Origin of the sequence: Exiguobacterium sp. s168, from assembly GCF_018619035.1 — a bacterium.
Lineage (GTDB): Bacteria > Bacillota > Bacilli > Exiguobacteriales > Exiguobacteriaceae > Exiguobacterium_A > Exiguobacterium_A acetylicum.
Genome location: NZ_JACSNE010000007.1, coordinates 40,311 through 65,018 on the forward strand (window position 1 = coordinate 40,311; position 24,708 = coordinate 65,018).

The 24,708-nt window shown below is 50.3% G+C and carries 24 protein-coding genes and 1 riboswitch; of the genes, 8 read left to right on the forward strand and 16 right to left on the reverse strand.

The features are described 5' to 3' along the window. Positions 1 to 49: 49 nt before the first annotated feature. From KNQ15_RS06285 to prfA, 9 genes are all read right to left on the reverse strand, one after another. The gene (locus tag KNQ15_RS06285) at positions 50 to 1,405 is read right to left on the reverse strand and encodes a HAMP domain-containing sensor histidine kinase (RefSeq protein WP_214728369.1); all 1,356 of its coding nucleotides are present in this window, start codon (positions 1,403 to 1,405) and stop codon (positions 50 to 52) included. Continuing rightward, positions 1,402 to 2,070, reverse strand: a complete 669-nt coding sequence (locus KNQ15_RS06290; RefSeq protein ID WP_214728371.1) for a response regulator transcription factor — start codon at positions 2,068 to 2,070, stop codon at positions 1,402 to 1,404. The genes KNQ15_RS06285 and KNQ15_RS06290 overlap by 4 nt, the downstream gene beginning before the upstream one ends. Positions 2,071 to 2,144: 74 nt before the next feature. Further along, positions 2,145 to 3,404 (reverse strand): serine hydroxymethyltransferase, encoded by a 1,260-nt coding sequence (glyA, locus tag KNQ15_RS06295; protein WP_023469510.1) that lies wholly within the window; start codon positions 3,402 to 3,404, stop codon positions 2,145 to 2,147. A gap of 111 nt (positions 3,405 to 3,515) precedes the next feature. Beyond that, positions 3,516 to 4,055 (reverse strand): TIGR01440 family protein, encoded by a 540-nt coding sequence (locus tag KNQ15_RS06300; protein ID WP_214728373.1) that lies wholly within the window; start codon positions 4,053 to 4,055, stop codon positions 3,516 to 3,518. Continuing rightward, on the reverse strand, positions 4,055 to 4,495 hold the full coding sequence (gene rpiB, locus KNQ15_RS06305; RefSeq protein ID WP_214728375.1) for a ribose 5-phosphate isomerase B: 441 nt from the start codon (positions 4,493 to 4,495) through the stop codon (positions 4,055 to 4,057). The genes KNQ15_RS06300 and rpiB overlap by 1 nt, the downstream gene beginning before the upstream one ends. A 5-nt stretch (positions 4,496 to 4,500) precedes the next feature. Then, positions 4,501 to 5,016 (reverse strand): low molecular weight protein arginine phosphatase, encoded by a 516-nt coding sequence (locus KNQ15_RS06310; protein ID WP_023469513.1) that lies wholly within the window; start codon positions 5,014 to 5,016, stop codon positions 4,501 to 4,503. 17 nt (positions 5,017 to 5,033) lie between these two features. Continuing rightward, complete coding sequence (locus KNQ15_RS06315) at positions 5,034 to 6,032, reverse strand: L-threonylcarbamoyladenylate synthase (RefSeq protein ID WP_214728377.1); 999 nt, start codon at positions 6,030 to 6,032, stop codon at positions 5,034 to 5,036. Continuing rightward, positions 6,029 to 6,877, reverse strand: coding sequence for a peptide chain release factor N(5)-glutamine methyltransferase (prmC, locus tag KNQ15_RS06320; protein WP_149427928.1), 849 nt, complete (start codon positions 6,875 to 6,877; stop codon positions 6,029 to 6,031). Before prmC ends, KNQ15_RS06315 begins: the two co-directional genes overlap by 4 nt. Next, positions 6,877 to 7,935 (reverse strand): peptide chain release factor 1, encoded by a 1,059-nt coding sequence (gene prfA, locus KNQ15_RS06325; protein WP_047394495.1) that lies wholly within the window; start codon positions 7,933 to 7,935, stop codon positions 6,877 to 6,879. Before prfA ends, prmC begins: the two co-directional genes overlap by 1 nt. A gap of 156 nt (positions 7,936 to 8,091) precedes the next feature. Here prfA and KNQ15_RS06330 point away from each other — a divergent pair, with 156 nt between their 5' ends. The 8 genes from KNQ15_RS06330 (at position 8,092) to treC (ending at position 16,597) form a co-directional block, all read left to right on the forward strand. Further along, positions 8,092 to 8,460, forward strand: coding sequence for a GntR family transcriptional regulator (locus KNQ15_RS06330; protein ID WP_029342757.1), 369 nt, complete (start codon positions 8,092 to 8,094; stop codon positions 8,458 to 8,460). After that, positions 8,454 to 9,320, forward strand: coding sequence for an ABC transporter ATP-binding protein (locus KNQ15_RS06335; RefSeq protein WP_214728379.1), 867 nt, complete (start codon positions 8,454 to 8,456; stop codon positions 9,318 to 9,320). Before KNQ15_RS06330 ends, KNQ15_RS06335 begins: the two co-directional genes overlap by 7 nt. Further along, positions 9,313 to 10,290, forward strand: coding sequence for a hypothetical protein (locus tag KNQ15_RS06340; RefSeq protein WP_214728381.1), 978 nt, complete (start codon positions 9,313 to 9,315; stop codon positions 10,288 to 10,290). The genes KNQ15_RS06335 and KNQ15_RS06340 overlap by 8 nt, the downstream gene beginning before the upstream one ends. A 169-nt stretch (positions 10,291 to 10,459) precedes the next feature. Next, the gene (locus tag KNQ15_RS06345; RefSeq protein ID WP_214728383.1) at positions 10,460 to 11,818 is read left to right on the forward strand and encodes an alkaline phosphatase; all 1,359 of its coding nucleotides are present in this window, start codon (positions 10,460 to 10,462) and stop codon (positions 11,816 to 11,818) included. A gap of 11 nt (positions 11,819 to 11,829) precedes the next feature. Then, positions 11,830 to 12,477: a DUF4352 domain-containing protein gene (locus tag KNQ15_RS06350; protein ID WP_214728385.1), complete on the forward strand. Its 648-nt coding sequence runs from the start codon at positions 11,830 to 11,832 to the stop codon at positions 12,475 to 12,477. A gap of 128 nt (positions 12,478 to 12,605) precedes the next feature. After that, complete coding sequence (treR, locus tag KNQ15_RS06355) at positions 12,606 to 13,313, forward strand: trehalose operon repressor (RefSeq protein WP_069940043.1); 708 nt, start codon at positions 12,606 to 12,608, stop codon at positions 13,311 to 13,313. Between the two features lie 182 nt (positions 13,314 to 13,495). Continuing rightward, positions 13,496 to 14,935: a PTS system trehalose-specific EIIBC component gene (treP, locus tag KNQ15_RS06360; RefSeq protein WP_214728387.1), complete on the forward strand. Its 1,440-nt coding sequence runs from the start codon at positions 13,496 to 13,498 to the stop codon at positions 14,933 to 14,935. A 21-nt stretch (positions 14,936 to 14,956) separates the two neighbouring features. Further along, positions 14,957 to 16,597 (forward strand): alpha,alpha-phosphotrehalase, encoded by a 1,641-nt coding sequence (gene treC / locus KNQ15_RS06365; RefSeq protein ID WP_214728389.1) that lies wholly within the window; start codon positions 14,957 to 14,959, stop codon positions 16,595 to 16,597. A gap of 237 nt (positions 16,598 to 16,834) precedes the next feature. Here the strand turns inward: treC and KNQ15_RS06370 are convergent, their stop codons facing one another. From KNQ15_RS06370 to KNQ15_RS06400, 7 genes are all read right to left on the reverse strand, one after another. Then, positions 16,835 to 18,193: an alanine/glycine:cation symporter family protein gene (locus KNQ15_RS06370; RefSeq protein ID WP_056064159.1), complete on the reverse strand. Its 1,359-nt coding sequence runs from the start codon at positions 18,191 to 18,193 to the stop codon at positions 16,835 to 16,837. Between the two features lie 478 nt (positions 18,194 to 18,671). Beyond that, positions 18,672 to 19,493, reverse strand: a complete 822-nt coding sequence (locus KNQ15_RS06375; protein ID WP_214728391.1) for a DUF6612 family protein — start codon at positions 19,491 to 19,493, stop codon at positions 18,672 to 18,674. A gap of 213 nt (positions 19,494 to 19,706) precedes the next feature. Further along, entirely contained in the window at positions 19,707 to 20,165 is a 459-nt protein-coding gene (ribH, locus tag KNQ15_RS06380; protein ID WP_035395821.1) for a 6,7-dimethyl-8-ribityllumazine synthase, read from the reverse strand. Then, positions 20,162 to 21,352 carry a GTP cyclohydrolase II gene (ribA, locus tag KNQ15_RS06385; RefSeq protein WP_214728393.1) on the reverse strand — a complete coding sequence of 397 codons (1,191 nt, stop codon included), beginning with the start codon at positions 21,350 to 21,352 and terminating at the stop codon, positions 20,162 to 20,164. The genes ribH and ribA overlap by 4 nt, the downstream gene beginning before the upstream one ends. Further along, positions 21,352 to 21,978, reverse strand: a complete 627-nt coding sequence (gene ribE, locus KNQ15_RS06390) for a riboflavin synthase (RefSeq protein ID WP_214728395.1) — start codon at positions 21,976 to 21,978, stop codon at positions 21,352 to 21,354. Before ribE ends, ribA begins: the two co-directional genes overlap by 1 nt. Continuing rightward, positions 21,963 to 23,003 carry a bifunctional diaminohydroxyphosphoribosylaminopyrimidine deaminase/5-amino-6-(5-phosphoribosylamino)uracil reductase RibD gene (ribD, locus tag KNQ15_RS06395; RefSeq protein WP_214728397.1) on the reverse strand — a complete coding sequence of 347 codons (1,041 nt, stop codon included), beginning with the start codon at positions 23,001 to 23,003 and terminating at the stop codon, positions 21,963 to 21,965. Before ribD ends, ribE begins: the two co-directional genes overlap by 16 nt. 159 nt (positions 23,004 to 23,162) lie before the next feature. After that, positions 23,163 to 23,307, reverse strand: a riboswitch (FMN riboswitch). Positions 23,308 to 23,490: 183 nt separating this feature from the next. After that, positions 23,491 to 24,696, reverse strand: coding sequence for a M20 family metallopeptidase (locus tag KNQ15_RS06400; RefSeq protein ID WP_214728399.1), 1,206 nt, complete (start codon positions 24,694 to 24,696; stop codon positions 23,491 to 23,493). Positions 24,697 to 24,708: the final 12 nt, after the last annotated feature.

A 24,708-nucleotide genomic window follows, 5' to 3' on the forward strand; every position in this document is an offset into this window, starting at 1 on the left:
ACAGGATTGATGATACAGCCACAATATGAACGGAACATGAACGCAGGTGTCACGCGCGTAAAAAAGTTAACGTTACGGTTAGACCCGATGAAGCGGACGACAAGCTCGCATCCCCGCCGAGTTGACGCATCGTCTCTTTGACAATCGCTAGACCAAGACCCGTTCCGCGCGTCGTCCGGGATGCATCGCCTTGATAAAAGCGTTCGAAGGCATGTTTCATCTGTTCATCAGTCATGCCTGGTCCTTCATCCTTGATTCGGATGATGATCTGATCCGCTTGTTCCTCTGCTTGAATCTGGATCGTCGCTCCGTCTTTTGAGACCGAGACAGCGTTTCGGATGACATTTTGGAAGACATGTTCCAACGCACTGACATCCGCTTGTATTTGTATCACCGTCGGAACATCGAGTGCGACAGCGATTCCTTGCTCATCCAGCTGGAAGGCAAGTGTCGTGAGTGTCGCCTCAAGAGTCGTCCGCAGATTAAGTGCTTGTCGTTTGAAGCGTCGTCCTTCATCGAGCTTCGCTAAGATCAACAGTTGACGCGTCAGCTCCGACATTCGCTCCGCCTCTTGACGGATGACCGTCCGTTTCCTGACGTCTTCTCCCGTCACATCGAGTTGTCCCGCGTAACCAGCAATCGTCGTCAGCGGCGACTGGAATTCATGCGAGACGTTCGCAACGAATCGGCGCCGTTCCGTATCAGACGCTTCGACTGCCGTTGCCATTTCGTCAAACCGCCGGGACAGCTCACCAATTTCATCGCGTGCCTTCGTTCCGACGCGGATTCCGTAGTCACCGTCTGCCATCTGTTCCGTCGCTTTTGTCAGGCGTCGGATCGGACGAACGAGATAGCGGATTGAAAAGACAAGCAAAAGGAAACTGATCACGACAAGCAGTCCAAGGAACAGACCGACGAACAGATGCAACTCACGGATCTGACGACTCAAGTCCGGTCGGACGAAGATCGCGTCCGTGCCTTGCGCCGTCTTGACCGACGTGCCGTACGTATTGATGACTTCGTTATCGAACAGACCGAGCAAGAAGAGATGGAACGGATATTCACGCATTCCGTAATACGGTTGACCACTCTTCACTTGCTCGACGACCCGATTCGAGAGCGCTTCATTGCGAAACGGGTTTCCGTAACGCTCGATTGCGTCGTCCGTGCGCACATAAAGTTGAAAGCCGGTCGCTTGTAACATCCGGTAAAACGACTCCGTCTTTCCGTCCCCGTGCGTTTCATAATAATCGATCGCCGTCTCGACCGCTTCCTCGACTTTTTGGCTATAGCTGTCCTGCCAAAAGGAATAATAGGCAATATTACTAATCAGGAGCGCCAGTAGTGCCGACACGAGTAAGACAACGCAGACGAGTCCGACGATTTTCGTATAGAGGGATCTCATGCGTTGACCTCCAACCGGTAGCCGAGTCCGCGGACCGTCTCAATCTTCACCTGATTCGTTTCCTTTAAGCGTCCACGGAGACGTTTGATGTGAACATCAATCGTCCGGTCATCCCCCATGAAATCGAGTCCCCAGACATGTTCGATCAATTCCTCGCGGCTGAAGACCCGTCCCGGGAAACTCGCCAACTGATGCAACAATTCGAATTCACGTCGCGGGAGTGTCCACTCGGTCGACTGAATCGTCACGAGCTGACTACGTTTATCGATCGTGACATCTCCAAGATGCAAAACAGGTTGCGCCGCTTTTTGATAGCGCCGAGCCACAGCGTGGAGGCGAAATATTAATTCTTCCGGATCAAACGGTTTTGTGATGTAATCATCGGCACCTGCTGCGAAACCGTCCCGTTTATCTGTCAGCTCCCCGAGTGCCGTCAGCATCAAGATCGGGATGTCCCCGTGTTGCCGTAATCGCTCGCATAAGACGAGACCGGTCTGTCCGGGGAGCAGGACATCAAGTACGGCTGCTTCGAACGTCATCTTCTCGATCCAAGCAAGCGCTTCGTTTCCGTCTGCTGTCGCTCGGATGGAATGCCCGTCGGCTTGTAACGTTGACACGACAAGGGCTTGGATATGAGGATCATCTTCTGCGACTAGAATATACATCGTACTCCTCCTTTTTTAGACAAACAAAATCCCCTTCCCCCTTCTCAAAATGAAAAGGATGAAGGGGATGACAGTCATCCGCGCTCTGGGTAGAGTGGGAAACGACCTGTCAACGCAACGACACGCTCACGTGCTTGTGCGAGAACGTCTGCTTCTTCCGGGTGGTTCAAAACGAGTTCGATCAACTCGGCGATTTCTTTCATCTCAGCTTCCTTGAATCCGCGAGATGTCATCGCTGCCGTTCCGATCCGGATACCGCTCGTGACGAACGGGCTCGCTGGGTCGAACGGAATCGTGTTCTTGTTGACCGTAATGCCAGCTTCGTCAAGCGCATGCTCGGCGAGTTTACCTGTGATACCGAGTGGTTGCAAGTCAACGAGGAGCAAGTGATTGTCTGTTCCGCCTGAAACGATCCGGAGTCCACGATTCGTCAATTCCTCACCGAGGACTTTGGCGTTCGTGACGACTTGACCGATGTAGTCCTTGAACTCTGGTGCAAGGGCTTCACCAAATGCAACAGCTTTCGCGGCGATGACGTGCATGAGTGGACCACCTTGGATCCCTGGGAAGATCGCTTTATCAATTGCTTTCGCATGCTCTTCTTTACAGAGGATCATCCCACCACGTGGACCACGCAACGTCTTATGCGTCGTCGTCGTGACGAAGTGTGCATGCTCGACTGGGTTTGGATGTTGACCTGCTGCGACGAGTCCAGCGATGTGCGCCATGTCGACCATCAAGTAAGCACCGACGCTGTCTGCGATTTCACGGAAACGTTTGAAGTCGATGACGCGCGGATACGCCGATGCGCCCGCTACGATCAATTTTGGTTTATGCTCTTCAGCTAATTGTGCGACGACGTCGTAATCAATCATCTCTGTCTCTTGATCGACACCGTATTCCACGAAGTTGTACTGGACACCGGAGAAATTGACGGGGCTACCGTGCGTCAGATGGCCACCGTGCGATAGGTTCATCCCGAGGACCGTATCGCCCTGTTCGAGAATCGTGAAGTAGACCGCCATGTTCGCTTGTGCACCTGAGTGTGGTTGCACGTTCGCATGCTCTGCCCCGAAGATTTCCTTCGCGCGGTCGCGTGCTAAATTCTCAGCGAGATCGACATACTCACAGCCACCATAATAACGACGACCTGGGTAACCTTCTGCGTACTTGTTCGTCAAGACGCTGCCTTGTGCTTCCATGACAGCTTGCGAGACGAAGTTCTCGGATGCGATCAATTCGATGTTATCGCGTTGACGACCTAGTTCCTGGCGCATTGCCGAAAAGAGTGCCTCATCTTGTTGTTTCAGATACGTAAGCGGTGTTTGTTCCATCTGAATTCCCCCATTTCATTTCGATAGACCTATCTTAACACGAATGTTTCGTTCCCGGCATCCCTAAAAACAACATCAAAAAAGCAAGGGGTGCGCAACCCCTTGCATGAATCATTCGTATTTAGCACGTGCTCCACCGATTAATTTCGGTCGTGTCACGGCTGCCGTCACGTGTGCCTCACCAATTTCCTTATGCGGCAAGCGCACTGGAATCGCGACAGCTTTCAAGTGCATCCCGATGAATGTATCGCCGATATCGATTCCGGCATCTGCCTGAATCGCTTCGACGACGACTGGTGCCGAAAAACGCTGATACGCAGCACTCGCCATCGACCCACCCGCTTCCGGAACAGGAACGACCGTCACCGGATCGAGCCCGAGACGTTCAGCCGTTTGCCGCTCAAGTGTCAGCGCTCGGTTGATATGCTCACAGCCTTGGAAGGCAAGATCGACTTGATGCGATCGACGAAAGGCATCGAAGACATCGAACAAGGCGTCCGCCACTTCCGGTGAACCTGCCTTGCCGATTTGTTTACCGATGACTTCACTCGTCGAACAGCCGATCACGAGCAATTTTCCTTTTAAGGAAAATCGTTCATCCAGAGCGTTCAGTGTCTCTTCTAAATCGTGCTGGATGCGTGTCAAATCCATTACTTCACCTCATAATCCGAGATTTTACAAACGCGGTTCTCATGACGCCCACCTTCGAATTCCGTCTCAAGCCAAAGCTGCGCGATCTCACGAGCCAGTCCTGGACCGATGACGCGTTCGCCCATCGTCAAGATGTTCGAGTCGTTGTGCTGCCGCGTCGCTTTCGCGCTGAACGTATCATGGACGAGCGCTGCTCGGATGCCCTTGACCTTGTTCGCTGCGATACCGATCCCGATGCCTGTGCCACAAATCAAGATGCCACGGTCAAATTCTCCGTTCGCTACGGCCTCCGCGACCGGAATCGCGACATCCGGATAATCGATCGAGTCGGACGAATGCGTACCGAAGTCCGTATAGTCGATACCGAGCTCTTGTAAGAGATCGTTGATTTCTGCCTTTAACTTAAAACCGCCATGATCCGCGCCGATTGCTACTTTCATCTTTACTATTCCCCCGTTTGTTTAGGTTGTTTTTTCGGAAGTTTCCGTGTATCCGGAGCTTTTCTTCCGTTTCCGTTCTGCGTTAATTTTAACACAAGACGATTGACGAGGGGTTCGAGTTCATTGCGTACTTGGCGATAGACGTTCATCGATCCGCCGTACGGATCGTTGATGTCCCGTTCAAGCCCTGTCACATATTCATATAGAGTGAACGTCCGTTCCTTCAGTTCCGGGTACCGTTCACCGACTTCCTGCTTGTGCTGACGCGTCATCGTCAAGATGATGTCAGACCAGCGTCCGAGTACATCATCGAAGACTTGCGTATAGTGCTCGAGTTCGATGCCGCGTTCGCGTAACACTTGCAGTGCGTTCTCTGACGCATCGAATCCTTGCATCGAACGTAGTCCTGCTGAACGGACGTCAAATTCCTGATCAGCGACTTTCGAGCGTAGTAACGCCATCGCCATCGGGCTACGGCATGTATTTCCTGTACAGATGAATAAAACGCGACGTGTGCTCATCTCCGTATCCTCCTTCTTCAAGGGCGAATGACCCGACCACCTGCTGCTTTATGGAGGCGGTTGCGGACCGCAAGCCCCACCCCTTCTTCTGATAGGTCTCGTACAAAAATCTGATCCACCGTCGTCTGATCAAATCGCCGTAAACAATCGTAAAGACGTTGTGCCGCTGTCTCCATCGAATTACCAAGGGAGCAGCGAACATCTGCGTCGACATCCTCCCCGTCGAACAGGAGAACGCCCGTCTTGTGTCCGGTTTGTCGTGCATCATCGATGAGTTGCTGTAAGAATGAAAGATCTCCCTCGACTACGGAAAGTGTTGCTTCCGGCGCATAATGGGTATATTTCATTCCGGGTGCCTTCGGTGTAACATCTTTCATCGATAAGGCAGGATCGAGTGTGACAGGACCGATGATTGCCTCGATTTGTTCGCGTGTCACGCCGCCCGGTCGTAAAATCGCCGGTGGCGTCATCGTACAATCGATGACAGTCGATTCGACCCCGATGCCCGTCTCCCCTCCATCGACGATCGCAGCGATGCGTCCCGAGAGGTCATGTGCGACGTGCGCAGATGACGTCGGTGAAGGTTTTCCGGAACGGTTGGCACTCGGTGCTGCGAGACCCAGCCCTGTCGCTTCAATCAATTGAAGCGCAAGCGGATGGTCTGGCATCCGTAATCCGATCGTATCTAGTCCTGCTGTGACGAGTGTGGATGCGGTGCCGTTCGATTCGAGGATGATCGTCAAGGCTCCTGGCCAAAACGCCTCCATCAAACGTGCCGCGACATCTGGAATGTGCGTGACGAACTGATGTGCCTGTTCTACGGATGCGACATGGACAATCAGTGGATTGTCGGAAGGTCGACCCTTCGCGGCGAAAATTCGCCGAACAGCCGCTTCGTTTGTCGCGTCCCCCGCGAGACCATAGACGGTCTCGGTCGGCATCGCCACGACCTCTCCTTCCTGCAATAACCGAACTGCTTCATCCATCGTCTGTAAGTCAATCATTTCCGTCTTCACGCTGTACAATCCTTTCGTTCCGCATACACGATACGGTCTTTACCGTTTATATCTTTTAAAATACCCGTTTCCGCATTTGGATAACGTTCTTTTAACATCATTTGCACTTCCGGTCCTTGATTGTGTCCAATTTCAAACGCAATCAGTCGGAAATCGTCGCGTAGGACCCGTCCGCTCTCCTCGACGAGTCGTCGGTAAAAGACGAGACCGTCTTTTCCGCCAAACAGAGCGAGATGCGGTTCATGGTCGAATACGACCTCACTGAGTAATTCTTCTTCCTCGATATAAGGCGGGTTCGAGACAAGCACCCGCACGGAATCGTCCGCAAGTGGCGCTAGTAGATCTCCTTCAAGGAACGTCACGTCTCCACCAAGCGCTGCTTGATTTTGCTTCGCGACAGTAATAGCGGCCGGTGAAATATCGACAGTCGTGACCGGTTGTTCGAGTTCGAGGGCGAGCGTGATTCCTATCGCTCCACTCCCAGTTCCGATGTCGACGATCTGTCCCGCGGTGAACGACTCACGTTTGAGACGCTCCGTGACGAAGACGATCAACTCTTCCGTTTCCGGTCGTGGAATCAAGACATCCGGTGTGACACGGAAATCCCGTCCATAAAACGGCTGATAGCCGATTAAATGCTGAACGGGCACGCCGTGAACATGAGCAAGCAAGTATTCACTGAAACGTAAATCTTGCTCCGGCGTCAATTCATCTGACAGACGGACAAGGAGTCCGGTCCGGTCGACATCCAAGACGTGCATGAGTAACCATTCGGCACTTGAACCCTCGCGTCCTGCTTGTTCCATCATCGTTTTTGCCTCATTTAGACGTTTTGCGATCCGCATCAGTTTGCCGCCTCCGATGCCCGTGCCTGATGTTCCATGACGAGCGTATCGATGACTTCATCCATCTCGCCTTGCAAGATTCGGTCAAGCTTTTGAATCGTCAATCCGATGCGATGGTCCGTCACGCGATTTTGTGCGAAATTATACGTCCGGATTCGTTCCGAACGGTCACCCGTACCCACTGCCGACTTTCGTTTTTCATCATATTCAGCTTGCTGTTCGCGTTGAATCTTATCGTAGACACGCGCGCGCAAGACCTTCATCGCTTTTTCCTTGTTCTTGATTTGCGACTTCTCATCCTGACAGCTGGCGACGATTCCCGTCGGCACGTGCGTGACACGGACAGCGGACTGTGTCGTATTGACGGACTGGCCACCCGGTCCACTCGACGTGAACGTATCGACTCGGACATCCTTATCATGGATTTCGACTTCGACGTCTTCTGCTTCCGGCAACACGGCAACCGTTGCAGTAGATGTATGAATCCGTCCGCCGGATTCCGTTGACGGAACGCGTTGGACGCGGTGTGCCCCGTTCTCGTACTTCAACTTCGAATAAGCACCCGTTCCTTTGACAATGAAGATGATCTCTTTGTAGCCACCGAGTTCCGTGTAGCTTGCATCGATGATCTCAATCTTCCAGCTCTGTTTCTCAGCAAACTTCGAGTACATCTTGAAAAGGTCACCCGCAAATAAGGCTGCCTCGTCTCCGCCTGCCGCACCACGAATCTCGACGATGACGTTCTTATCGTCATTCGGATCCTTCGGTAATAATAAAGCTTTCAGCTTGGCTTCGAGCTCTTTGATCTCCGGCTCAAGCATCGCGACTTCTTCCTTCGCAAGGTCGCGCATCTCCGGATCCGTCAACATTTGACGTGCCTCTTGATAAGCTTCCATCTTCTCGCGATAGACACGGTACGTCTCGACGGTCGGCGCAAGTTGTGACTGCTCCTTTGAGACCTCTCGCAATTGATTCGTATCATTGATGATGGCTGGATCAGCCAACATATCATTCAGTTTTTCATAACGGTCCTCTAACGCACTCAATCGATCCAACATCTCGGTCATCCTTCCTGGCGATTCTTCTGTCGTCAGTATAGCAAATATTGCGATCGATGGCGTCATCGTCTTCTTGAAAAGAAACGTTGACAGACGGGTTTTAAATTCCTATAATTAGTGTATTAATTGAATTAGTACACTTAAGGAGGTGAAGAAATGTTCACCGTTGATCCGAAAAGTCCGTTACCGATCTATGAACAGTTGGTCGCTCAAATCATCCGCTCGATTGCCCGTGGTCTACTCCGCTCCGGCGAACAGATGCCATCCGTCCGTGAACTTGCCGGTACACTCCTTGTCAATCCGAACACTGTCTCCCGCGCCTATCAGGAACTCGAGAGCCGCAACTTCATCGTCACGATGCGCGGTAAAGGCTCCTTCATCTCAGACATCCCACTTCATGAAGTCAAACAAGCCGCCATCCAAGATCCACTCATCCGCCTTTGTGCCATCGCCGACGAATTATCCATCTCAAACGAAGAACTTTATCAACACATTTTACACATAAGGGAGGATTCCTCATGTTGACCGTTTCTCATCTGACGAAACAAATTGACCGTACCATGATTTATGAAAATGCATCCTTCACCCTGCCGACAGGAACGATTACTGCCTTGATTGGTCGTAATGGTGCCGGAAAAACGACATTACTGAAAACACTCGTTGGAGCGCTCGAGCCGACCCGCGGGAAAGTCGAATGGAATGGTGAGTCGATCCATCACGTTCCGAAGACGCGGGAGCACCTTTTCCTCGTTCCGGATTCTGTTTCCGTCTACCGCCAGATGACACTCGGCGAACTGATCAACTTCTACAATGCGTTCTATCCGAACTTCGAGAAAACGTACATCGAAAACTATTGTCGTTCGTCAAACCTCGATCGCGGACGTCGCGTGACGTCATTATCCAAAGGACAAGCCCAGTTGTTCCTTCTTCAACTTGCGTTCGCGACGAATGCTCCGGTCCTCTTGCTGGATGAACCAACAGACGGACTCGATCGAATCAACAAACGTGATTATCTGAAACAGCTCGTATCATTGCTTGCGGAACGCCAGACAGCGGTCCTGATCGCTTCGCATCAACTTGAAGAACTTGATTCACTCGCTGACCGTGTCATGACGATCGAAAAGCATCTCGTCCGTGAACCCAAAGCACTCGATGATGCCAAAGCCAGCATGCAGAAATGGCAAGTCGTCTATGAGGACGTTCCGGAATTGTCACACGCTGATCTTCACGTCTTATCCCAAACAGGTCGGGTCGTGACATTGCTCGTCTTATCCGATGCAGGCGCGCAGTATCTTGAAACGACGAACCCCTTGTTAAAAGATGCTTTGCCAGTGCAGATGGAAGATTACTTCTTAGGGACATTTGGAGGGAAACGACATGGTTAAGCAATTGATCCGTTATCATATCAAACAAGGCATCTGGCCGCTCGCTTGTTTCATTCTGCTTGCGATCTTCAGCTATGGGTTCGGCAGTTATACCGTCATCAATGAGTTCGAGAATTACGAGGCGTCTCAGCAACCTGCTCTACTCAACACCGTACTCGTCAGTCCCTTTTTCGCCGGATTCGCAGCGATTCTCATTGCTGTCTTCGCGATCCTGATGCTCGGTTCCGAGCGCGGGAGTGGTCGCAGCCTGATTTTGCACGCGTTACCGTTTCCGAAGGTCTGGTTGTTCTGGATCAAATGGGCGATTGGCGTCGTAACACTGATCTTGTTTCCGATCATCGGCTTCTTCGTCAGCTGGTTGTTGCTGCAAGCGTTCGGCGGTATCAATCCGTTTGATTACGTCACGTGGTCGTCACTCTTCCAAGATTTTGGTCTTTTCCTTCTATTTGATGTGACGATTTTGACGATCTTCTTATTCGCCGGAACAATCGCTGGTGATATCATCGGACAACTGTTGCTCGGCACGTTCTTCTTGTTCTTGAACTACTTCACGTATTTCAGCATCTACGCCGTCGCCCTGCTCGGTTTCGGTGTGACCTACGAGGAGTTAGACAAGCCAACAAGTTTCCTGATGACGATCACGACACCCTTCGCACTCTTTTTCGAAAGTAATGTCGATCTGAATCTAATGTATCCCGTCTTGTTCTGTTTAGCTTTGACGATTGCCTTACTCTTCTTTGGTAGCCGCCTATATATCCGCGGAGCGAACGAACGACTCGGTCGGTTCACTATTTTCCCAAAACTACACCCAGCACTGATCATTACGTTCTCGATCTACACGACGATCCTGCTCGCAGGAATCATTGGTCTGATTTCGTCCGAGAACCAGTTCCTGTACTGGCTCGCGATCGTCATTCTCGCATGGCCGACGTTCAGTTCCTACCGTCGGATGATCGGATGGAGTCGCTAATCTATACACAAGTAGTCCTTCTGAGATAATTTTTCAGAAGGGCTATTCGTTTGTCATCGTTTCTTCACAAACCTTTACAGACGGTCCATATGGATTTCATATTTTCTGCGTAAGGTTGTGTTTGTAGGTCGTAGCGCCATAACCCATTACCTTTCGAGGAGGAATCCCTATGAAACTAAAACGTCTGATCCCGATTTTTGCCTTATCGACCCTTTCCCTGAGTACGATGATTTCGATGCCGGAAGCCGAAGCGAAAGCCAAACATACTCACTCACCCGAAATCCGGAACGTCATCTTCCTGATTGGTGACGGCATGGGTGTCTCATACACGTCTGCACACCGTTACTTAAAGAACGATCCTTCGACGACGATGGCTGAAAAAACAGCCTTTGATCCCTATCTCGTCGGTCAACAGATGACGTATCCGGAAGATGCGAAGGAGAATATCACCGATTCCGCCTCTGCCGCGACAGCGATGTCCTCTGGTGTGAAGACGTACAATGCAGCGATTGCGGTCGATAATGATAAATCGGAAGTCAAGACCGTCCTTGAAGCAGCGAAAGAACGTGGTAAGTCAACAGGACTCGTCGCGACATCGGAAATCACGCATGCAACACCTGCCTCATTCGGTGCGCATGACGAAAGTCGTAAAAACATGAATGCGATTGCAGATGACTATTTCAAAGAACGTGTGAACGGCAAACATAAGATTGATGTCATGCTCGGGGGTGGGAAATCGAACTTCGTCCGTCCAGACGTCAATTTGACGAAAGCGTTCAAGAAAGATGGCTATAGCTATGTCACTGACCTCAATCAGCTGCAAGCGGATAAAAATAAACAAGTGCTCGGATTGTTCGCAGACGGTGGATTACCTAAACGAATCGATCGCGAAAACTCAGTCCCGTCACTTGCTCAAATGACGAACGCCGCAATCAAGCGACTTGATTCGAATAAAAAAGGATTCTTCCTGATGGTCGAAGGCAGTCAAATTGACTGGGCAGGACATGACAATGATATCGTCGGTGCGATGAGTGAGATGGAAGATTTCGAACGTGCTTTTAAAGCCGCGATCGCTTTCGCGAAGAAGGATAAGCATACACTCGTCGTCGCAACAGCCGACCACTCGACTGGCGGTTACTCGATTGGTGCGGATGGCATTTACAACTGGTTCGCTGAGCCAATCAAAGCAGCGAAGAAGACACCTGACTTCATGGCGCAGCAAATCGTCGAAGGCGCGGACGTACGGAAAACGTTAATGAAGTACATCGACCAAGACAAACTCGCCTTGACGGATCAAGAAATCGACAGCGTCTCCCGCGCTGCTGAATCGAAGAAATTACTCGAGATCGATAATGCGATTGAAGAAATCTTCAACGAACGCTCGCATACAGGCTGGACTACAGGTGGACATACAGGTGAAGACGTACCGGTCTATGCTTTCGGTCCTGCTAAAGAACGTTTCGCGGGACAAGTCGACAACACGGATCATGCGAAAATCATCTTCGATCTCTTGAAATCGAAGAAATAAGGAGAATGTTCATGAGACAGATACTTGCTACTTTGATGCTCGGGACGGTGCTCGCTGGTTGTGGCACTTCAGCATCACAAGACACACCAAAAGAACCAGCGTCTGCGAAACAGGAGCAGCCGGTATCGCTTGAAAAAACAAGCGCCTACGTTCCAAACCCGCAAATTCCAGACGATCGCGATTTGACAAAAATCGATCAGACCGTCACGGATGATAAGGGCGACCTGACGCTTAAACAATTCAAACGAGTGAACGAAACACGGAAGATTGGTCCGATCGAGATGACGATCGAAGAGATCAAAGTATTCCATGCTCGTCCAAGCTATGGCATGATTGATTTCTTCCATGGCTTTACGCACGATGAATCCTTTGATTTGATCAAGACACGGGTCACGATCAAGAACACAAGTAATGAACCGGTCACGTTCAATCCTGTCGCCCACTTCAAACTCGATGCTGCGGCAGAAAAGACGCTCGAGGACGACGTCTATTTGGAGTCGCTTGCGAAGACTTATGCCCCGTCCGAGTCACGGAGTGGTAACTTCGGCTTCATCTTGGAACATCCGGTTGACTCGATTGAACTCTTGACGAGTGATGTTCTCGATGAAAAACAAGATGTCCTCAAAAAAGGAACGACGTTTTCGACGTCTCTTCGTTGACTGACATTCACACTTCTACGCTCTATCTATTTTCCGGTCATGTCCGGATCATAGGTGGAGCTATTTTGATGCCTGTAATCGTTCCATGCTACACTAAAGACATTATTTGAGTGTAAAGGACGGATCATATGCCGAAGTATTTAAACATCTATCACGAGCTCGCACAGCGGATTCAGGAAGGAACGCTCCCGGCCGAAACGAAATTACCTTCTGAAACGGAATTGATGCATGAATTCGAGGCGAGCCGCGGAACGGTTCGAAAAGCGATTGATGCCCTGCAAGAAAAAGGCTTCGTCCGTAAACACCAGGGGAAAGGTGTCTTCGTCCTGTCGCAAGAAGCGATCGAGTTCCAATTCAACGGCATCGTCAGCTTCTCGGAAGCACATCGCCGGATGGGGCGTCATACCGTCGAGACGGATGTTTTATCCTGCGAAGTCCTTTCCGCTTCTGCTGAACTCGCTTCGTTATTACATGTGGCACAAGGAACGGACGTGACGCGCATCGAGCGAATTCGCCAAATCGATGGTGAACGTGTCATCCGTGACATCAATCATTTCGTGACAGCACTCGTACCCGGACTCACGACTGACATCGCTCAAGGTTCGATCTATCAGTACATCGAAGAGACACTTGGTCGGCAGATCAGCTACGCAAAACGAAAAATCGAAGCTCGCCCTGCGACAATGGAAGACCAAGAACGACTCGACCTTCACGATATGACGCATGTCATCGTTGTCACGAACGACACGTATTTCTATGAAGGACAACATTTCGAACGGACGGAATCGCGTCACCGCCTCGATAAGTTTCAGTTTACTGATATTGCACGTCGTTGAATATAGGCTGCAAGATGAGGGAATTCGTAGATGACGGATTCTCTCTTTTTTATTCTCCCCAACTTATCTATATAAGTTCTTGACCAACTTATATAGATAAGTTAAGATAAGTGTGCGCAGATAAGAAAACGTTTTCATTTCAAAAGTGGTCGAGTATGTCACTTCCAAAAAGGAGCATCGAGATGAAACCAAACTATCGTCAGATTGCAGAGCAAATCATTGAGAACATCGGAGGTAAGGAGAACGTTGAGCAGGCAGCTCACTGTGTCACCCGTCTTCGTTTAACGCTTAAGAATCAAGAGCTTGTCGATCAAGAAGCCTTACTTGAAGTTCCGCTCGTCAAAGGCGCGTTCTTGAACGCGGGTGTCTATCAAATCGTCATTGGTGCCGGAGACGTCGACCGGGTCTATGCAGAATTCATTCAATTAACCGGTTTACAGGCAACAACGATCGCAGATGTTAAATCGTCTGGCGCTGCCAAGATGAATCCGTTCCAAAAGTTGATCAAAGTCTTTTCTGATGTCTTCATGCCTATCATCCCGGCGATCATCGTTGCTGGTCTCTTAATGGGAATCAATAATCTATTCGGTATCGAGTTCGGTGGCAAGACGATGATCGATCGTTATCCAAACTTACAAGGACTTTGGGATCTCATCAATATGATGGCAAACACCGCCTTCGTCTTCCTCCCGGCACTCGTCGGTTGGTCAGCGACGAAACGCTTCGGCGGAAGTGAGATTCTCGGGATCGTCATGGGTCTGATGCTTGTTCACCCAGATCTCTTAAACGCATGGAACTACGGACAAAGTGCTCTAAAAGGTGAAATCCCGACGTTCAACATTCTCGGTCTGTTTGAAATTGAAAAAGTCGGTTATCAGGGACAAATACTCCCTGTGCTCGCCGCTGCTTATGTTCTCAGTACGATTGAACGATGGCTCAAAAAACGCGTACCGAATGCGATTCAATTACTCGTCGTACCGATTACGACGATCACATTGACCGGATTCCTTGCCCTTGCCGTCATCGGACCGGTCACGCGTCAAGTCGGTGACTGGATTACGATTGGTGTCGTCAATACGTTCGAAGCTGTTCCGTTACTTGGTGCCTTACTCTTCGGCGCACTCTATGCGCCGCTCGTCATTACCGGCATGCACCACATGTTCATCGCTGTTGACCTACAGTTGATTGGACAGAGCGGAACGACGTTCATCTGGCCGATGATCGCGATTTCGAACATCGCTCAAGGTTCAGCAACACTCGCGATGCTTTTCCTCGCGAAAAACGTCAACGATAAAAACATGGCGTCAACGTCCGCTTTATCCGCCTACTTCGGGATCACGGAACCGGCCATGTTCGGGGTCAATCTCCGGTTCAAATATCCATTTTACGCGGCACTCGTCGGTTCAGCGATCGCGTCAGCTTTCATCGCCGTCAGTGGCGTTCTTGCTCCTGCGATCGGTGTTGGCGGATTACCTGCTTTCATTTCGATCGTACCAGGCTCGATTCTGTCATTCATCGTCGGCATGGTGATCGCGATCATCGTTCCTATTGCCTGTACGTTCCTGTTCCACTATGTCTCAACGAAACGCGCAAAAAAAGCCGCACTGAAAAAAGCGGCGTAATTTCAGAAAGGTGTGTATCTGATGATCACGACAACCGATTGGCGCAAATCCGCCGTTTATCAAATCTATCCGAAGAGTTTTTATAGTCCGGAGGGCAAAGCGACCGGTACGTTGCGTGGGGTCACGGCCAAACTCGATTATCTGGCGGATCTTGGTGTCGATTACCTGTGGTTGACGCCGGTCTATGCCTCACCGCAAAACGATAATGGATATGATGTCAGTGACTATTACGCGATTGATCCATCCTACGGAACAATGGACGATTTCGAGATGTTACTTGCAGAAGCAAAACAACGCGGTCTGTCTGTCATGATGGATATCGTCGTCAACCATTGCTCGACGTCGCACTCTTGGTTCGAAGAAGGACGTCACCCGGACAGCCCGTATCACGACTATTTTATCTGGCGCGAGACACCGAACGACTGGGTATCGAAATTCGGCGGTCCCGCTTGGTCATTTGATGAGGTAGCTGGCAAGTATTACTTGCACCTGTTCGACAAGACGCAAGCGGATCTGAACTGGGAAAATCCACGCTTACGAGAAGATGTTTACAACATGATGCGCTTTTGGCGGGATAAAGGGGTCAGCGGCTTCCGACTCGATGTCATCAATTTGATTTCAAAAACGCCAGGTCTTCCAAACGATCCAGCAGGAGACGGTCGTTCGTATTATACGGACGGACCGAACGTCCACGACTACTTGCAAGAGATGAACGCAGAAGTCTTTGCCGGACACGATCTCTTGACCGTCGGTGAGATGTCGTCGACGTCACTTGAACACTGCCTTCGTTATTCATCACTTGATGAACAAGAACTGAAGATGACGTTCAACTTTCATCATTTGAAGGTCGATTATCCGAACGGTGAAAAATGGACGGCAGCACCGTTTGATTTCAAGCAACTGAAACAGATCTTCTCCGACTGGCAATTCGGCATGAACGGACAAGCCTGGAACGCAATTTTTTGGTGCAACCATGACCAACCACGCGTCGTCAGCCGGTTTGGTGATGACGTCACGTATCGCGTCGAAAGTGCGAAGATGCTCGCGACGACGCTTCATGGCTTGCAAGGTACACCGTATATTTACCAAGGAGAAGAGATCGGAATGCCGAATCCGGACTTCACGAATCTGTCCGACTACCGTGATGTCGAGACATTGAATGCCTATCAAGAAGCACGGACCAACGGCGTATCGGAAGAAGCAATTCTCGCTGCGATCCGTCAAAAATCACGCGATAACGCGCGGACACCGATGCCTTGGTCGGACGCCGTCAACGGTGGCTTTAGTACAAGTGAGCCATGGATCCCGGTCTCGCCGACGTACGATCAGATCAATGTCGAGGCTGCTGTCGCAGACCCTGATTCAGTCTATCATCATTACAAACGGTTGATTCAACTCCGCAAACAGTATGACGTGCTCACGGATGGTTCGTACCGTCTGTTGACACCGGACGATCCATCACTCTGGGCGTACGAACGCGCAACGAATGAAGAAGAATTACTCGTCGTCTCGAATTTCTACGGAACGGACACGACGTTCACGTTACCTCATGACGGATCGGACTATACGGTGTTGCTTCATAATTATCAGCAGATGCAGACAGAGGGGTACACTTTAACGTTACGACCTTATGAATCACTGATGCTTTATCGTAAAAAGTGATTGAATGAGATGGAGCACATGCAAAAAAGAGAAGGTTGGTTTCCAAGGGATACCCTAGAAACCAATCTTCTCTTTTGTTGAATAGATATAGAATGTGAATGCCTATTTCTCGACTCTTACAAGAAAAGAAAGCATGGTACATGCTTTTGTCAGGGAAAGCGAGGATGGCAGAGTCATTCGTTTTCAAAAATGATTTTTAAGCACTAGTTCCTTCCGAGTCTTTCATTTTCGCATGTTCTACGAAACTTTCCGATTCGCTTCTTCTCGTCTCAACTGTTCGCGGAACAGTCGTGTCTCAGCAATGACGACACCGGACAATCCAATCAAACCGATTAAGTTCGGAATCGCCATCAATCCATTGAAGACATCGGAAATCGCCCAGACCATGTTCAAGTTCGTCGTCATCGCACCCGCTCCGGCGACTAAGACGAACAGGATACGGTATGGGAGGATCGATTTTTGACCGAATAGATAATAGATTGATTTTTCGCCATAATACGACCAGCCAAGAACAGTCGAATAAGCAAACATGACGAGTCCAATCGTGACGATGTATTTTCCGGCAGGACCGAGGAAGACCTCGAAGCTTGCTGTCGTCAATTCAACACCTTGTAACTTCGTATCAAGTTGTCCTCCCATGACGAGCGTCAAACCTGTGATCGAACAGACGACCAATGTATCTAAAAACACCTGCGTCATCGAAACGAGCGCTTGACGTCCTGGGAAGTCCGTTTTCGCTGCAGCGGCTGCAATCGGTGCTGAACCAAGACCCGCTTCATTTGAGAAGACACCACGCGCGACACCATAACGAATCGCCGCCCCGATCGCGCCACCCGTAATTGCTTCGCTTGAGAACGTGCTGCTGAAGATCGTCGAAATCGCACCTGGAATCAAGTCATAGTTCATGACGAGAATCAGTAATCCACTTCCAACATAGAAGAAAATCATAAACGGAACAAACAAACTGACAACTTTTCCGATTGATTTGACCCCACCAAGAATGACGACGCCTGTCAGTACCATCAATACGATCCCCGTCACGTAAAGTGGCACATCGAACGTTGATTTCATCGCGAGGGCGACCGAATTCGTCTGGACCCCATTCCCGATCCCGAACGCAGCGATTGAAGCGAATGCGGCAAACAAGACACCCAGCCATTTCTGCTTCAGCCCACGCTCGAGATAATACATTGGCCCCCCTGCCATCTGTCCATTTTCATCAACGACACGGTACTTGACGGCAAGGATTGCTTCCGCATACTTCGTCGCCATCCCGAATAGACCGGACAACCACATCCAAACGATCGCACCCGGTCCACCGAGGACGACGGCGGTTGCGACACCAACGATATTCCCCGTACCGACGGTCGCAGCCAGTGCCGTCATCAATGCTTGAAAGTGACTGATGTCGCCTTCCGACTTATCGTCCTGATGCTTTGAAAACGCGAGCTTCAGCGCATACGGTAGCTTGGTAATTTGAATGAATCCTAAGCGAATCGTCAAGTAAATCCCCGTACCGACCAACAGAATAAGTAACGGTGGTCCCCAAACAAGATTGGACACCGTACTGATCCAGTCACTAAATGAATTTCCCATTCGTGTTACCTCCCTTTATGAAATATGTAGTTCTTTACCATTTTTTCAGAATTTACTGATAATTGTCAAACTATTTTTTTATGAAACTATTTTGATACTTCTTCATTTCAATAATTCACTACGATCGTTGTCATCGGAGTGTTCAGTGTAATCTTTATTATTTTGATTTTATAATCGATCTTCGGTCCTCTTCGCCAACTGCAGGCAAAACCTACGAACTTGCCACTCAAGACGATCGAACATTTGAATGCCGCGTCCGGTGGGGTGCTGTCCTTCATCGATACGAAAGTCGTCAATGACAATGATTTATTCGAAGCTATCTCGATTCAATACTAGGATGACGCTCAAGCATTCCGCGATATGCACGAACAGATTTCCGTCAGTCAAAAACAGACGGAAGCACTAAAAGAAGTTCTTCGTCAGTTCCAAGTCTCAAAAAAGTCCCCTCATCTTCATGGAAGAGAGGGGACTTCGATGTTTATTGTGCTGCACCTGTGAGCGGTTGTGCATCTTTTGCTTCCGCAGGTAATTTGATTTCGTTGATCTCATTGAATTTCGAGAACGTCGATTGGTTTTTCATCGTGAAATCGGTATTTTTCTCGACCGCGAAGACCATATCCATATCGAGTGATTTCGGATAGAATGTTTTCGCATCATACGTCATCGTGTAGTTCATTTTCTTGTAATCGATGCTGTCCATCGCATCTTTCATCTGTGCCATCTGTCCTGTCTGCTCGAGCGAATCCTTCATGAATGCTTTGAGGTCGTCCCCTTTTAGTTTGACGTCGATTTGATAAACGTCACCCTCTTTTTTGGCGGTCCAGTTGTCTTTGTACTTTTTCAGTAGCTTGAGATTTTGATCCGTCGATGCCGATGACTCCATCGCCTCAACCATATCACCTAGCTCCGAGACATCTTGAACGAGCCATTGTCCGTTTTGCGATAGATACATCTTATCGTCGACGATATAGCTCTCGATCGACATGTCCTTACCGTCCTGTGGATTTTTCATCGTCATCGTCTGATGCATCGTAAGCGGCTTCTGGATGATATCGGCTGATACCTTCTGATCTACTGCCATCTCACCTGCTTTTGAATTGACTGTCCCCTCCATGTGGAACGATTTAATATCTTTTTGAGCGGCTGTCGCTTTATTCAGTAATTCCGTATTCGAGAGTTCCCCCGACTTCGTCGAACCAGACCCACTGCCACTACCCGAATCTGTCTGCCCATCTTGACATCCAGCTAGTCCAATCGATGCTGCGACGATCCCAGCTGCTACCCACCTTGTTTTCTTCATATTCATTTCCTCCTTTATACGCGTTACCCTGATTTACGAAAAATATTGGAAAATGTTTCAAAGTTTCTTTATTACCTCATTACCGTTCTTCTTCAAAACAAATCCTCATATTTCAAATCTACTATTCTTTTTTTGAAATTTGATTTATCACCTGCAAAATGTCCACAAAAAAAATAGGATGACGGAAACTTCCGTCACCCTATCCTTATTTCGTTAGATCGTGCGTAAAAGATTTGCCATCTCAATCGCGGAAACGGCAGCTTCGTAGCCTTTATTTCCAGCTTTCGTACCGGCACGTTCGACCGCTTGCTCGATCGAATCCGTCGTCAGGACACCGAAGATGATAGGTACGCCTGTATCACGCGACGCACTCGCGACACCTTTCGCGACTTCGTTACAGACATAGTCATAGTGTGATGTTGCTCCGCGGATGACGGCACCCAGTGTGATGACCGCATCATACTTACCGCTTTTCGCTAACTTTTCCGCAACGAGTGGAATTTCAAATGCTCCAGGAACCCATGCTGTATCCACAGCATCCGCAGCAACACCGTGACGACGGAACGCGTCGTTTGCTCCTCCGACGAGTTTTGATGTGATCAATTCATTAAAACGTGCTGCGACGATTGCGACGCGTAGTCCTTCTCCTGTTAAGAAACCTTCGTAAATCATGATGTGTGTCCTCCTTGGATATCGAGCCAGTGCCCGAGTTTCGTTTGTTTTGTTTTCAGATAACGCTGATTTTCCGGTTCAACGGGTACTTGATGGGGAACACGTTCGATGACTTCAATCCCCTCTTGCTCGAGCACCCGTTGTTTGTCTGGATTGTTCGTCATCAAGCGAATCTTCGTCACGCCAAGATCACGCAACATGTTGGCCGCGACCGTATAATCACGCATGTCTGTCGGATAACCGAGTGCATGGTTCGCTTCGACTGTATCGAGTCCTTGTTCCTGCAACTCGTACGCTTTCAACTTCGCCATCAGACCGATGCCGCGTCCTTCCTGACGTAGATACAAGACGGCTCCACCTTCTCGTTCGATTCGCTCAAGTGCAGAATCGAGTTGTGGACCACAATCGCAACGTTTCGAACCGAAGACATCCCCTGTCAGACATTCCGAGTGCAGACGGACGAGCATCCCATCGTGCGCTTCACCGGATAAGACGGCGACATGTTCTTTCTTATCTTGCGTCGTATAGCCGACCATCCGGAAAGCTCCGAATGTCGTCGGAAGCAACACTTCCGCTTCCCGCGTCAATGGACGCTCGAGATACGCGACGAGTGCCTCGATCGTGATCAGTTTTAAGTCGTGTTCTTCCTTATAGAGAAGCAAATCATCCACCCGTGCCATCGTGCCATCTTCCTTGATGATTTCACAAATGACGGCAATCTCATCGCTACCGGCAAGACGGGCAAGGTCAACACCTGCTTCCGTATGTCCGCGTCGTTCCCGGACACCGCCCTCTTTTGCGATCAACGGGAAGATGTGACCCGGTCGTTTGAAGCGCTCCGGTCCATCCGTCAGCATCCGCTGGATCGTCAGCGAACGCTCTTCGGCACTGATGCCGGTCTTCGCTTCTTCATGATCAATGCTGAGCGTGAATGCCGTTCCATGCGGATCTGTATTATTCGCTGTCATCGGAGCAAGTTCGAGTCGCTGTGCGATCCGCGGACTGACTGGTACACAGACGAGTCCTTTTCCGTATGTGATCATGAAGTTGATGTTTTCTGCTGTCGCGTGTTCTGCGAGCATGACGAGATCGCCTTCATTCTCACGATCCTCGTCATCACAGACGATGATCGGTCGTCCGTTTTTCAAATCTTCTATTGCGTCTTCAATCAAGTCGAATCCGTTCATTACATGTCGCCTCCTAAGAATGCTGCCCAGTCCGTTTGCTTCTCATGCTGCGTGAAATGATAGAGATGTTTCGCCATCATGTCACACTCGATATTGACGACTGCACCACTTGCCAATCGATCAAACGTCGTCACTTGACGGGAGTGCGGAATCAATGAAATCGAGATCGTTTCCGGCGTGACGCGTTGCAACGTCAGGCTCGTACCGTTGATTGCGATCGAGCCTTTCGGAATACAATACTTTTGCCACGATCCGACATCAAACGTATAGACCATCGCTTCTCCATCCGGTCGCCGACTGATCAGCCGCGCTGTTCCGTCGATATGTCCACTGACGAAATGACCGCCGAAACGACCGTCTGCCGGCATCGCCCGTTCGAGTTGCAATAGGCTTCCGACGCGGTACGTGCCGAGGGCTGTTGACCGGATCGTGTCATGGACGGCATCTGCCGTGAAACCGGTCGGACTCATCGACGTGACAGTCAAACAAATCCCGTCGACGGCGATGCTATCACCGATCTTCGTTCCTTCGAGTACCCGGTGCGCCTCAATTTCAAGCGCTAACCCGTTCGGTCGCGGGATCTTTCGTTTTAAGGTTCCGACTTCTTCAATCAATCCGGTGAACATGTCGTCTCCTCCTTTCGGATGTACGTCAGATGGAGATCCGGTCCGACCGTCTCAACCTGGTCGATTTGAAAACGATTTTCGATATCGTGTTGACTATTCCACGCATCGCCTTCAAAAATCGATGGGGCTTGGTAGACTTCGATTCGGTCAACGAGATCTGCCTCAAGAAAAGCGGCTTGAATCGTTGGTCCGCCTTCAATCAAGACACTACGGATGTCTTGTTCGTATAAGCGTTTCAAAATCGCTTCCGGCGTCTCATATTCACCAACGAGGACCGTCACCTGATCGTGACTAATCCGAGGAACACTCGTCAGCCAGTAGGTTGGATTTTTACCATCGCGGAAGACTTGCGCCGTCTCCGGAATCCGCCCCCGGCGATCAACGATTACTCGAATCGGCTCGATGCCTGACGACGCGCGTAACGTCAGTGCCGGATCATCGACGAGCACCGTCTCACTTCCGACGAGGATGGCATCGTGGCGTCCACGCAGGGCGCGACCGTTCGCGCGTGCTTCTTCTGACGTGATCCAGCGCTGTTCACCTGTCGCCGCGATCCCGTTCATCGTCTGCGCAATTTTGACGGTCACGGTCGGGCGTTTTCGTTCGATCGTCTTCCAGAATGCCGTGTAGAGGGCTTCTGCCTCATGCCGTAACAAGCCGACCTCGACTTCGATTCCCGCGTCCTGTAGCCGTTTAATTCCGGAACCAGCGACGATTACATGTTTGTCTTCTGTTGCGACGAAAACTCGTTTGATTCCTGCTTGTAGAATCGCTTCCGTGCATGGTGGCGTCTTGCCGTGATGATTGCATGGCTCGAGCGTCACGTAGAGATCGGCACCATGGGCGGCTTCTCCTGCCATCCGTAAGGCTTCGACTTCTGCGTGCGGCCCACCGGCAAACCGGTGTGCACCGAAGCCGATGATGCGTCCTTGTTTGACGATGACACAGCCGACACTTGGATTCGGACTTGTTTGTCCGTGTAACATTTGTGCTAATTGCATGGCATAACTCATCATCTGTGACATCGCGTTCACTCCTTTCAAATGAAAAAAGACGCCCCTTGAAAAAGGGGCGTCTGTATAGAAGGGTTCACGAAATACACGGTTCGCTTCCTGCATTTTTTCATGCAGAAAGAGACCGTCTCCTGAAAACATTTTTTCAGAAAACAGCTTGAATCGCGTCGTTTCGTTCTTCTCCCATCCGGACTTTACCGTCGGCCCTGGAATCTCACCAAGTCAGCCATGATGCGTACATCACAGGTCGCGGGCTCGTCGATCGATTGATCGCATCACCGCCGGTTGGGATTTTCACCCTACCCCGAAGAACTGGATTATTGAGTTATACAATTTTAGCCTAGCATATCTTTTTCAAGAAAACAAAGCGCAAATGCTTCTGTCTTGTCTCTTTTTTGATTTCGCTCCAGTTCTGTCACTCATCACCAATTCGTGATCGATCGCATCTCAAAAACGACCGGAGCACTTGATAGCAGTGCATCCAGTCGTCGTTTTCCGCTTATAAATATCCGTTCTTCCGATCGTGGAATTCTTGAGCGATCGCCCCGCGCGTCCGTTCATCAGCGAGGACGCGAAGCGCTGTCCGAGCGAGGATTTTCGCCCCCGTGATCAATGCTTCATCTCCAGCTTCTGAACGAGCCGCTTCTTTGAATGCTTCCGTATGCGCGACGAGATCGTCCGGACCAATCTTGATATACGGATGGATCGTCGGGATGACTTGACTGATGTTACCGGCGTCCGTTGAGCCAAGACCCGGTCGTTCGTCCAAGTGAACGATTTCGCCAAGCGCTTCTGCTTCTTCTTGGAACAGACGGTCGAACGTCCGGTTGAAGACGAGGTTATCGACTTCATTTTGGAACGCGATGACGTCAAGCGTCGCCCCAGTCGCGAGTGCCGCGCCTTGGGCGACGGCTTTGACTTTTTCCGTGACGGCATTTAATCGTTCCCGTGTCGTTGCCCGGATGAAGAAACGTGCTCTTGCGTATTCCGGGATGATGTTCGGCGCATCGCCTCCATGCGTGATGATCCCGTGGATCCGGACATCGTCTGGTAACTGCTGACGTAAGGCATTGATTCCGTTGAAGAGTTGAATGACAGCGTCGAGGGCGTTGATGCCTTCTTCCGGTGACGCCGCTGCGTGTGCCGGACGACCCGTAAAGGCAAAGTCGAGTGGATCGACCGCAAGGGAAGAACCCGTGATCCGTGTTTGTCCCGACGGGTGGACCATCAAGGCCGCATCGATCCCTTCCAGTAACTGATGTTTGACGAAACTGCCTTTCGCACTACCGTTCGGTCCACCTTCCTCGGCTGGTGTTCCAAGGACAACGACACTCCCGCCGACTTCATCGAGCACTTTACTGAGCGCGATCGCCGCTGCGACGCTCGTCGTGCCGATGATATTATGACCGCACGCGTGACCAATACCCGGCAACGCATCGTATTCAGCAAGAAAGGCAATCGTTGCGCCTGGTCGGTCGCTCGATTTCTTCGCGAAGAACGCGGTATCGTGCCCCGCGACGCCGAGTTCTACTGTAAAACCTTCCGCTGTTAGACGCTCCGCATGGAGCCGCGAAGCAAAGAATTCCTCGTTCCCGATTTCCGGCGTTGCATGAATTCGGTGACTTGTCTCAAGATACGATTCTCGTTTTTGTTCGATGTCCTGTTCAATCGTCTCTACCCATGTCGTGCGTACTGGTGTCGTCATACTGTCCACTCT

Excerpts from the sequence above, each read along its gene's own strand:
- KNQ15_RS06285 (WP_214728369.1), bottom strand. The coding sequence starts at position 1,405 with ATGAGATCCCTCTATACGAAAATCGTCGGACTCGTCTGCGTTGTCTTA.
- KNQ15_RS06290 (WP_214728371.1), bottom strand. The coding sequence starts at position 2,070 with ATGTATATTCTAGTCGCAGAAGATGATCCTCATATCCAAGCCCTTGTC.
- glyA (WP_023469510.1), bottom strand. The coding sequence starts at position 3,404 with ATGGAACAAACACCGCTTACGTATCTGAAACAACAAGATGAGGCACTC.
- KNQ15_RS06300 (WP_214728373.1), bottom strand. The coding sequence starts at position 4,055 with ATGGATTTGACACGCATCCAGCACGATTTAGAAGAGACACTGAACGCT.
- rpiB (WP_214728375.1), bottom strand. The coding sequence starts at position 4,495 with ATGAAAGTAGCAATCGGCGCGGATCATGGCGGTTTTAAGTTAAAGGCA.
- KNQ15_RS06310 (WP_023469513.1), bottom strand. The coding sequence starts at position 5,016 with ATGAGCACACGTCGCGTTTTATTCATCTGTACAGGAAATACATGCCGT.
- prmC (WP_149427928.1), bottom strand. The coding sequence starts at position 6,877 with ATGCGGATCGCAAAACGTCTAAATGAGGCAAAAACGATGATGGAACAA.
- prfA (WP_047394495.1), bottom strand. The coding sequence starts at position 7,935 with ATGTTGGATCGATTGAGTGCGTTAGAGGACCGTTATGAAAAACTGAAT.
- KNQ15_RS06330 (WP_029342757.1), top strand. The coding sequence starts at position 8,092 with ATGTTCACCGTTGATCCGAAAAGTCCGTTACCGATCTATGAACAGTTG.
- KNQ15_RS06335 (WP_214728379.1), top strand. The coding sequence starts at position 8,454 with ATGTTGACCGTTTCTCATCTGACGAAACAAATTGACCGTACCATGATT.
- KNQ15_RS06340 (WP_214728381.1), top strand. The coding sequence starts at position 9,313 with ATGGTTAAGCAATTGATCCGTTATCATATCAAACAAGGCATCTGGCCG.
- KNQ15_RS06345 (WP_214728383.1), top strand. The coding sequence starts at position 10,460 with ATGAAACTAAAACGTCTGATCCCGATTTTTGCCTTATCGACCCTTTCC.
- KNQ15_RS06350 (WP_214728385.1), top strand. The coding sequence starts at position 11,830 with ATGAGACAGATACTTGCTACTTTGATGCTCGGGACGGTGCTCGCTGGT.
- treR (WP_069940043.1), top strand. The coding sequence starts at position 12,606 with ATGCCGAAGTATTTAAACATCTATCACGAGCTCGCACAGCGGATTCAG.
- treP (WP_214728387.1), top strand. The coding sequence starts at position 13,496 with ATGAAACCAAACTATCGTCAGATTGCAGAGCAAATCATTGAGAACATC.
- treC (WP_214728389.1), top strand. The coding sequence starts at position 14,957 with ATGATCACGACAACCGATTGGCGCAAATCCGCCGTTTATCAAATCTAT.
- KNQ15_RS06370 (WP_056064159.1), bottom strand. The coding sequence starts at position 18,193 with ATGGGAAATTCATTTAGTGACTGGATCAGTACGGTGTCCAATCTTGTT.
- KNQ15_RS06375 (WP_214728391.1), bottom strand. The coding sequence starts at position 19,493 with ATGAAGAAAACAAGGTGGGTAGCAGCTGGGATCGTCGCAGCATCGATT.
- ribH (WP_035395821.1), bottom strand. The coding sequence starts at position 20,165 with ATGATTTACGAAGGTTTCTTAACAGGAGAAGGACTACGCGTCGCAATC.
- ribA (WP_214728393.1), bottom strand. The coding sequence starts at position 21,352 with ATGAACGGATTCGACTTGATTGAAGACGCAATAGAAGATTTGAAAAAC.
- ribE (WP_214728395.1), bottom strand. The coding sequence starts at position 21,978 with ATGTTCACCGGATTGATTGAAGAAGTCGGAACCTTAAAACGAAAGATC.
- ribD (WP_214728397.1), bottom strand. The coding sequence starts at position 23,003 with ATGTCACAGATGATGAGTTATGCCATGCAATTAGCACAAATGTTACAC.
- KNQ15_RS06400 (WP_214728399.1), bottom strand. The coding sequence starts at position 24,696 with ATGACGACACCAGTACGCACGACATGGGTAGAGACGATTGAACAGGAC.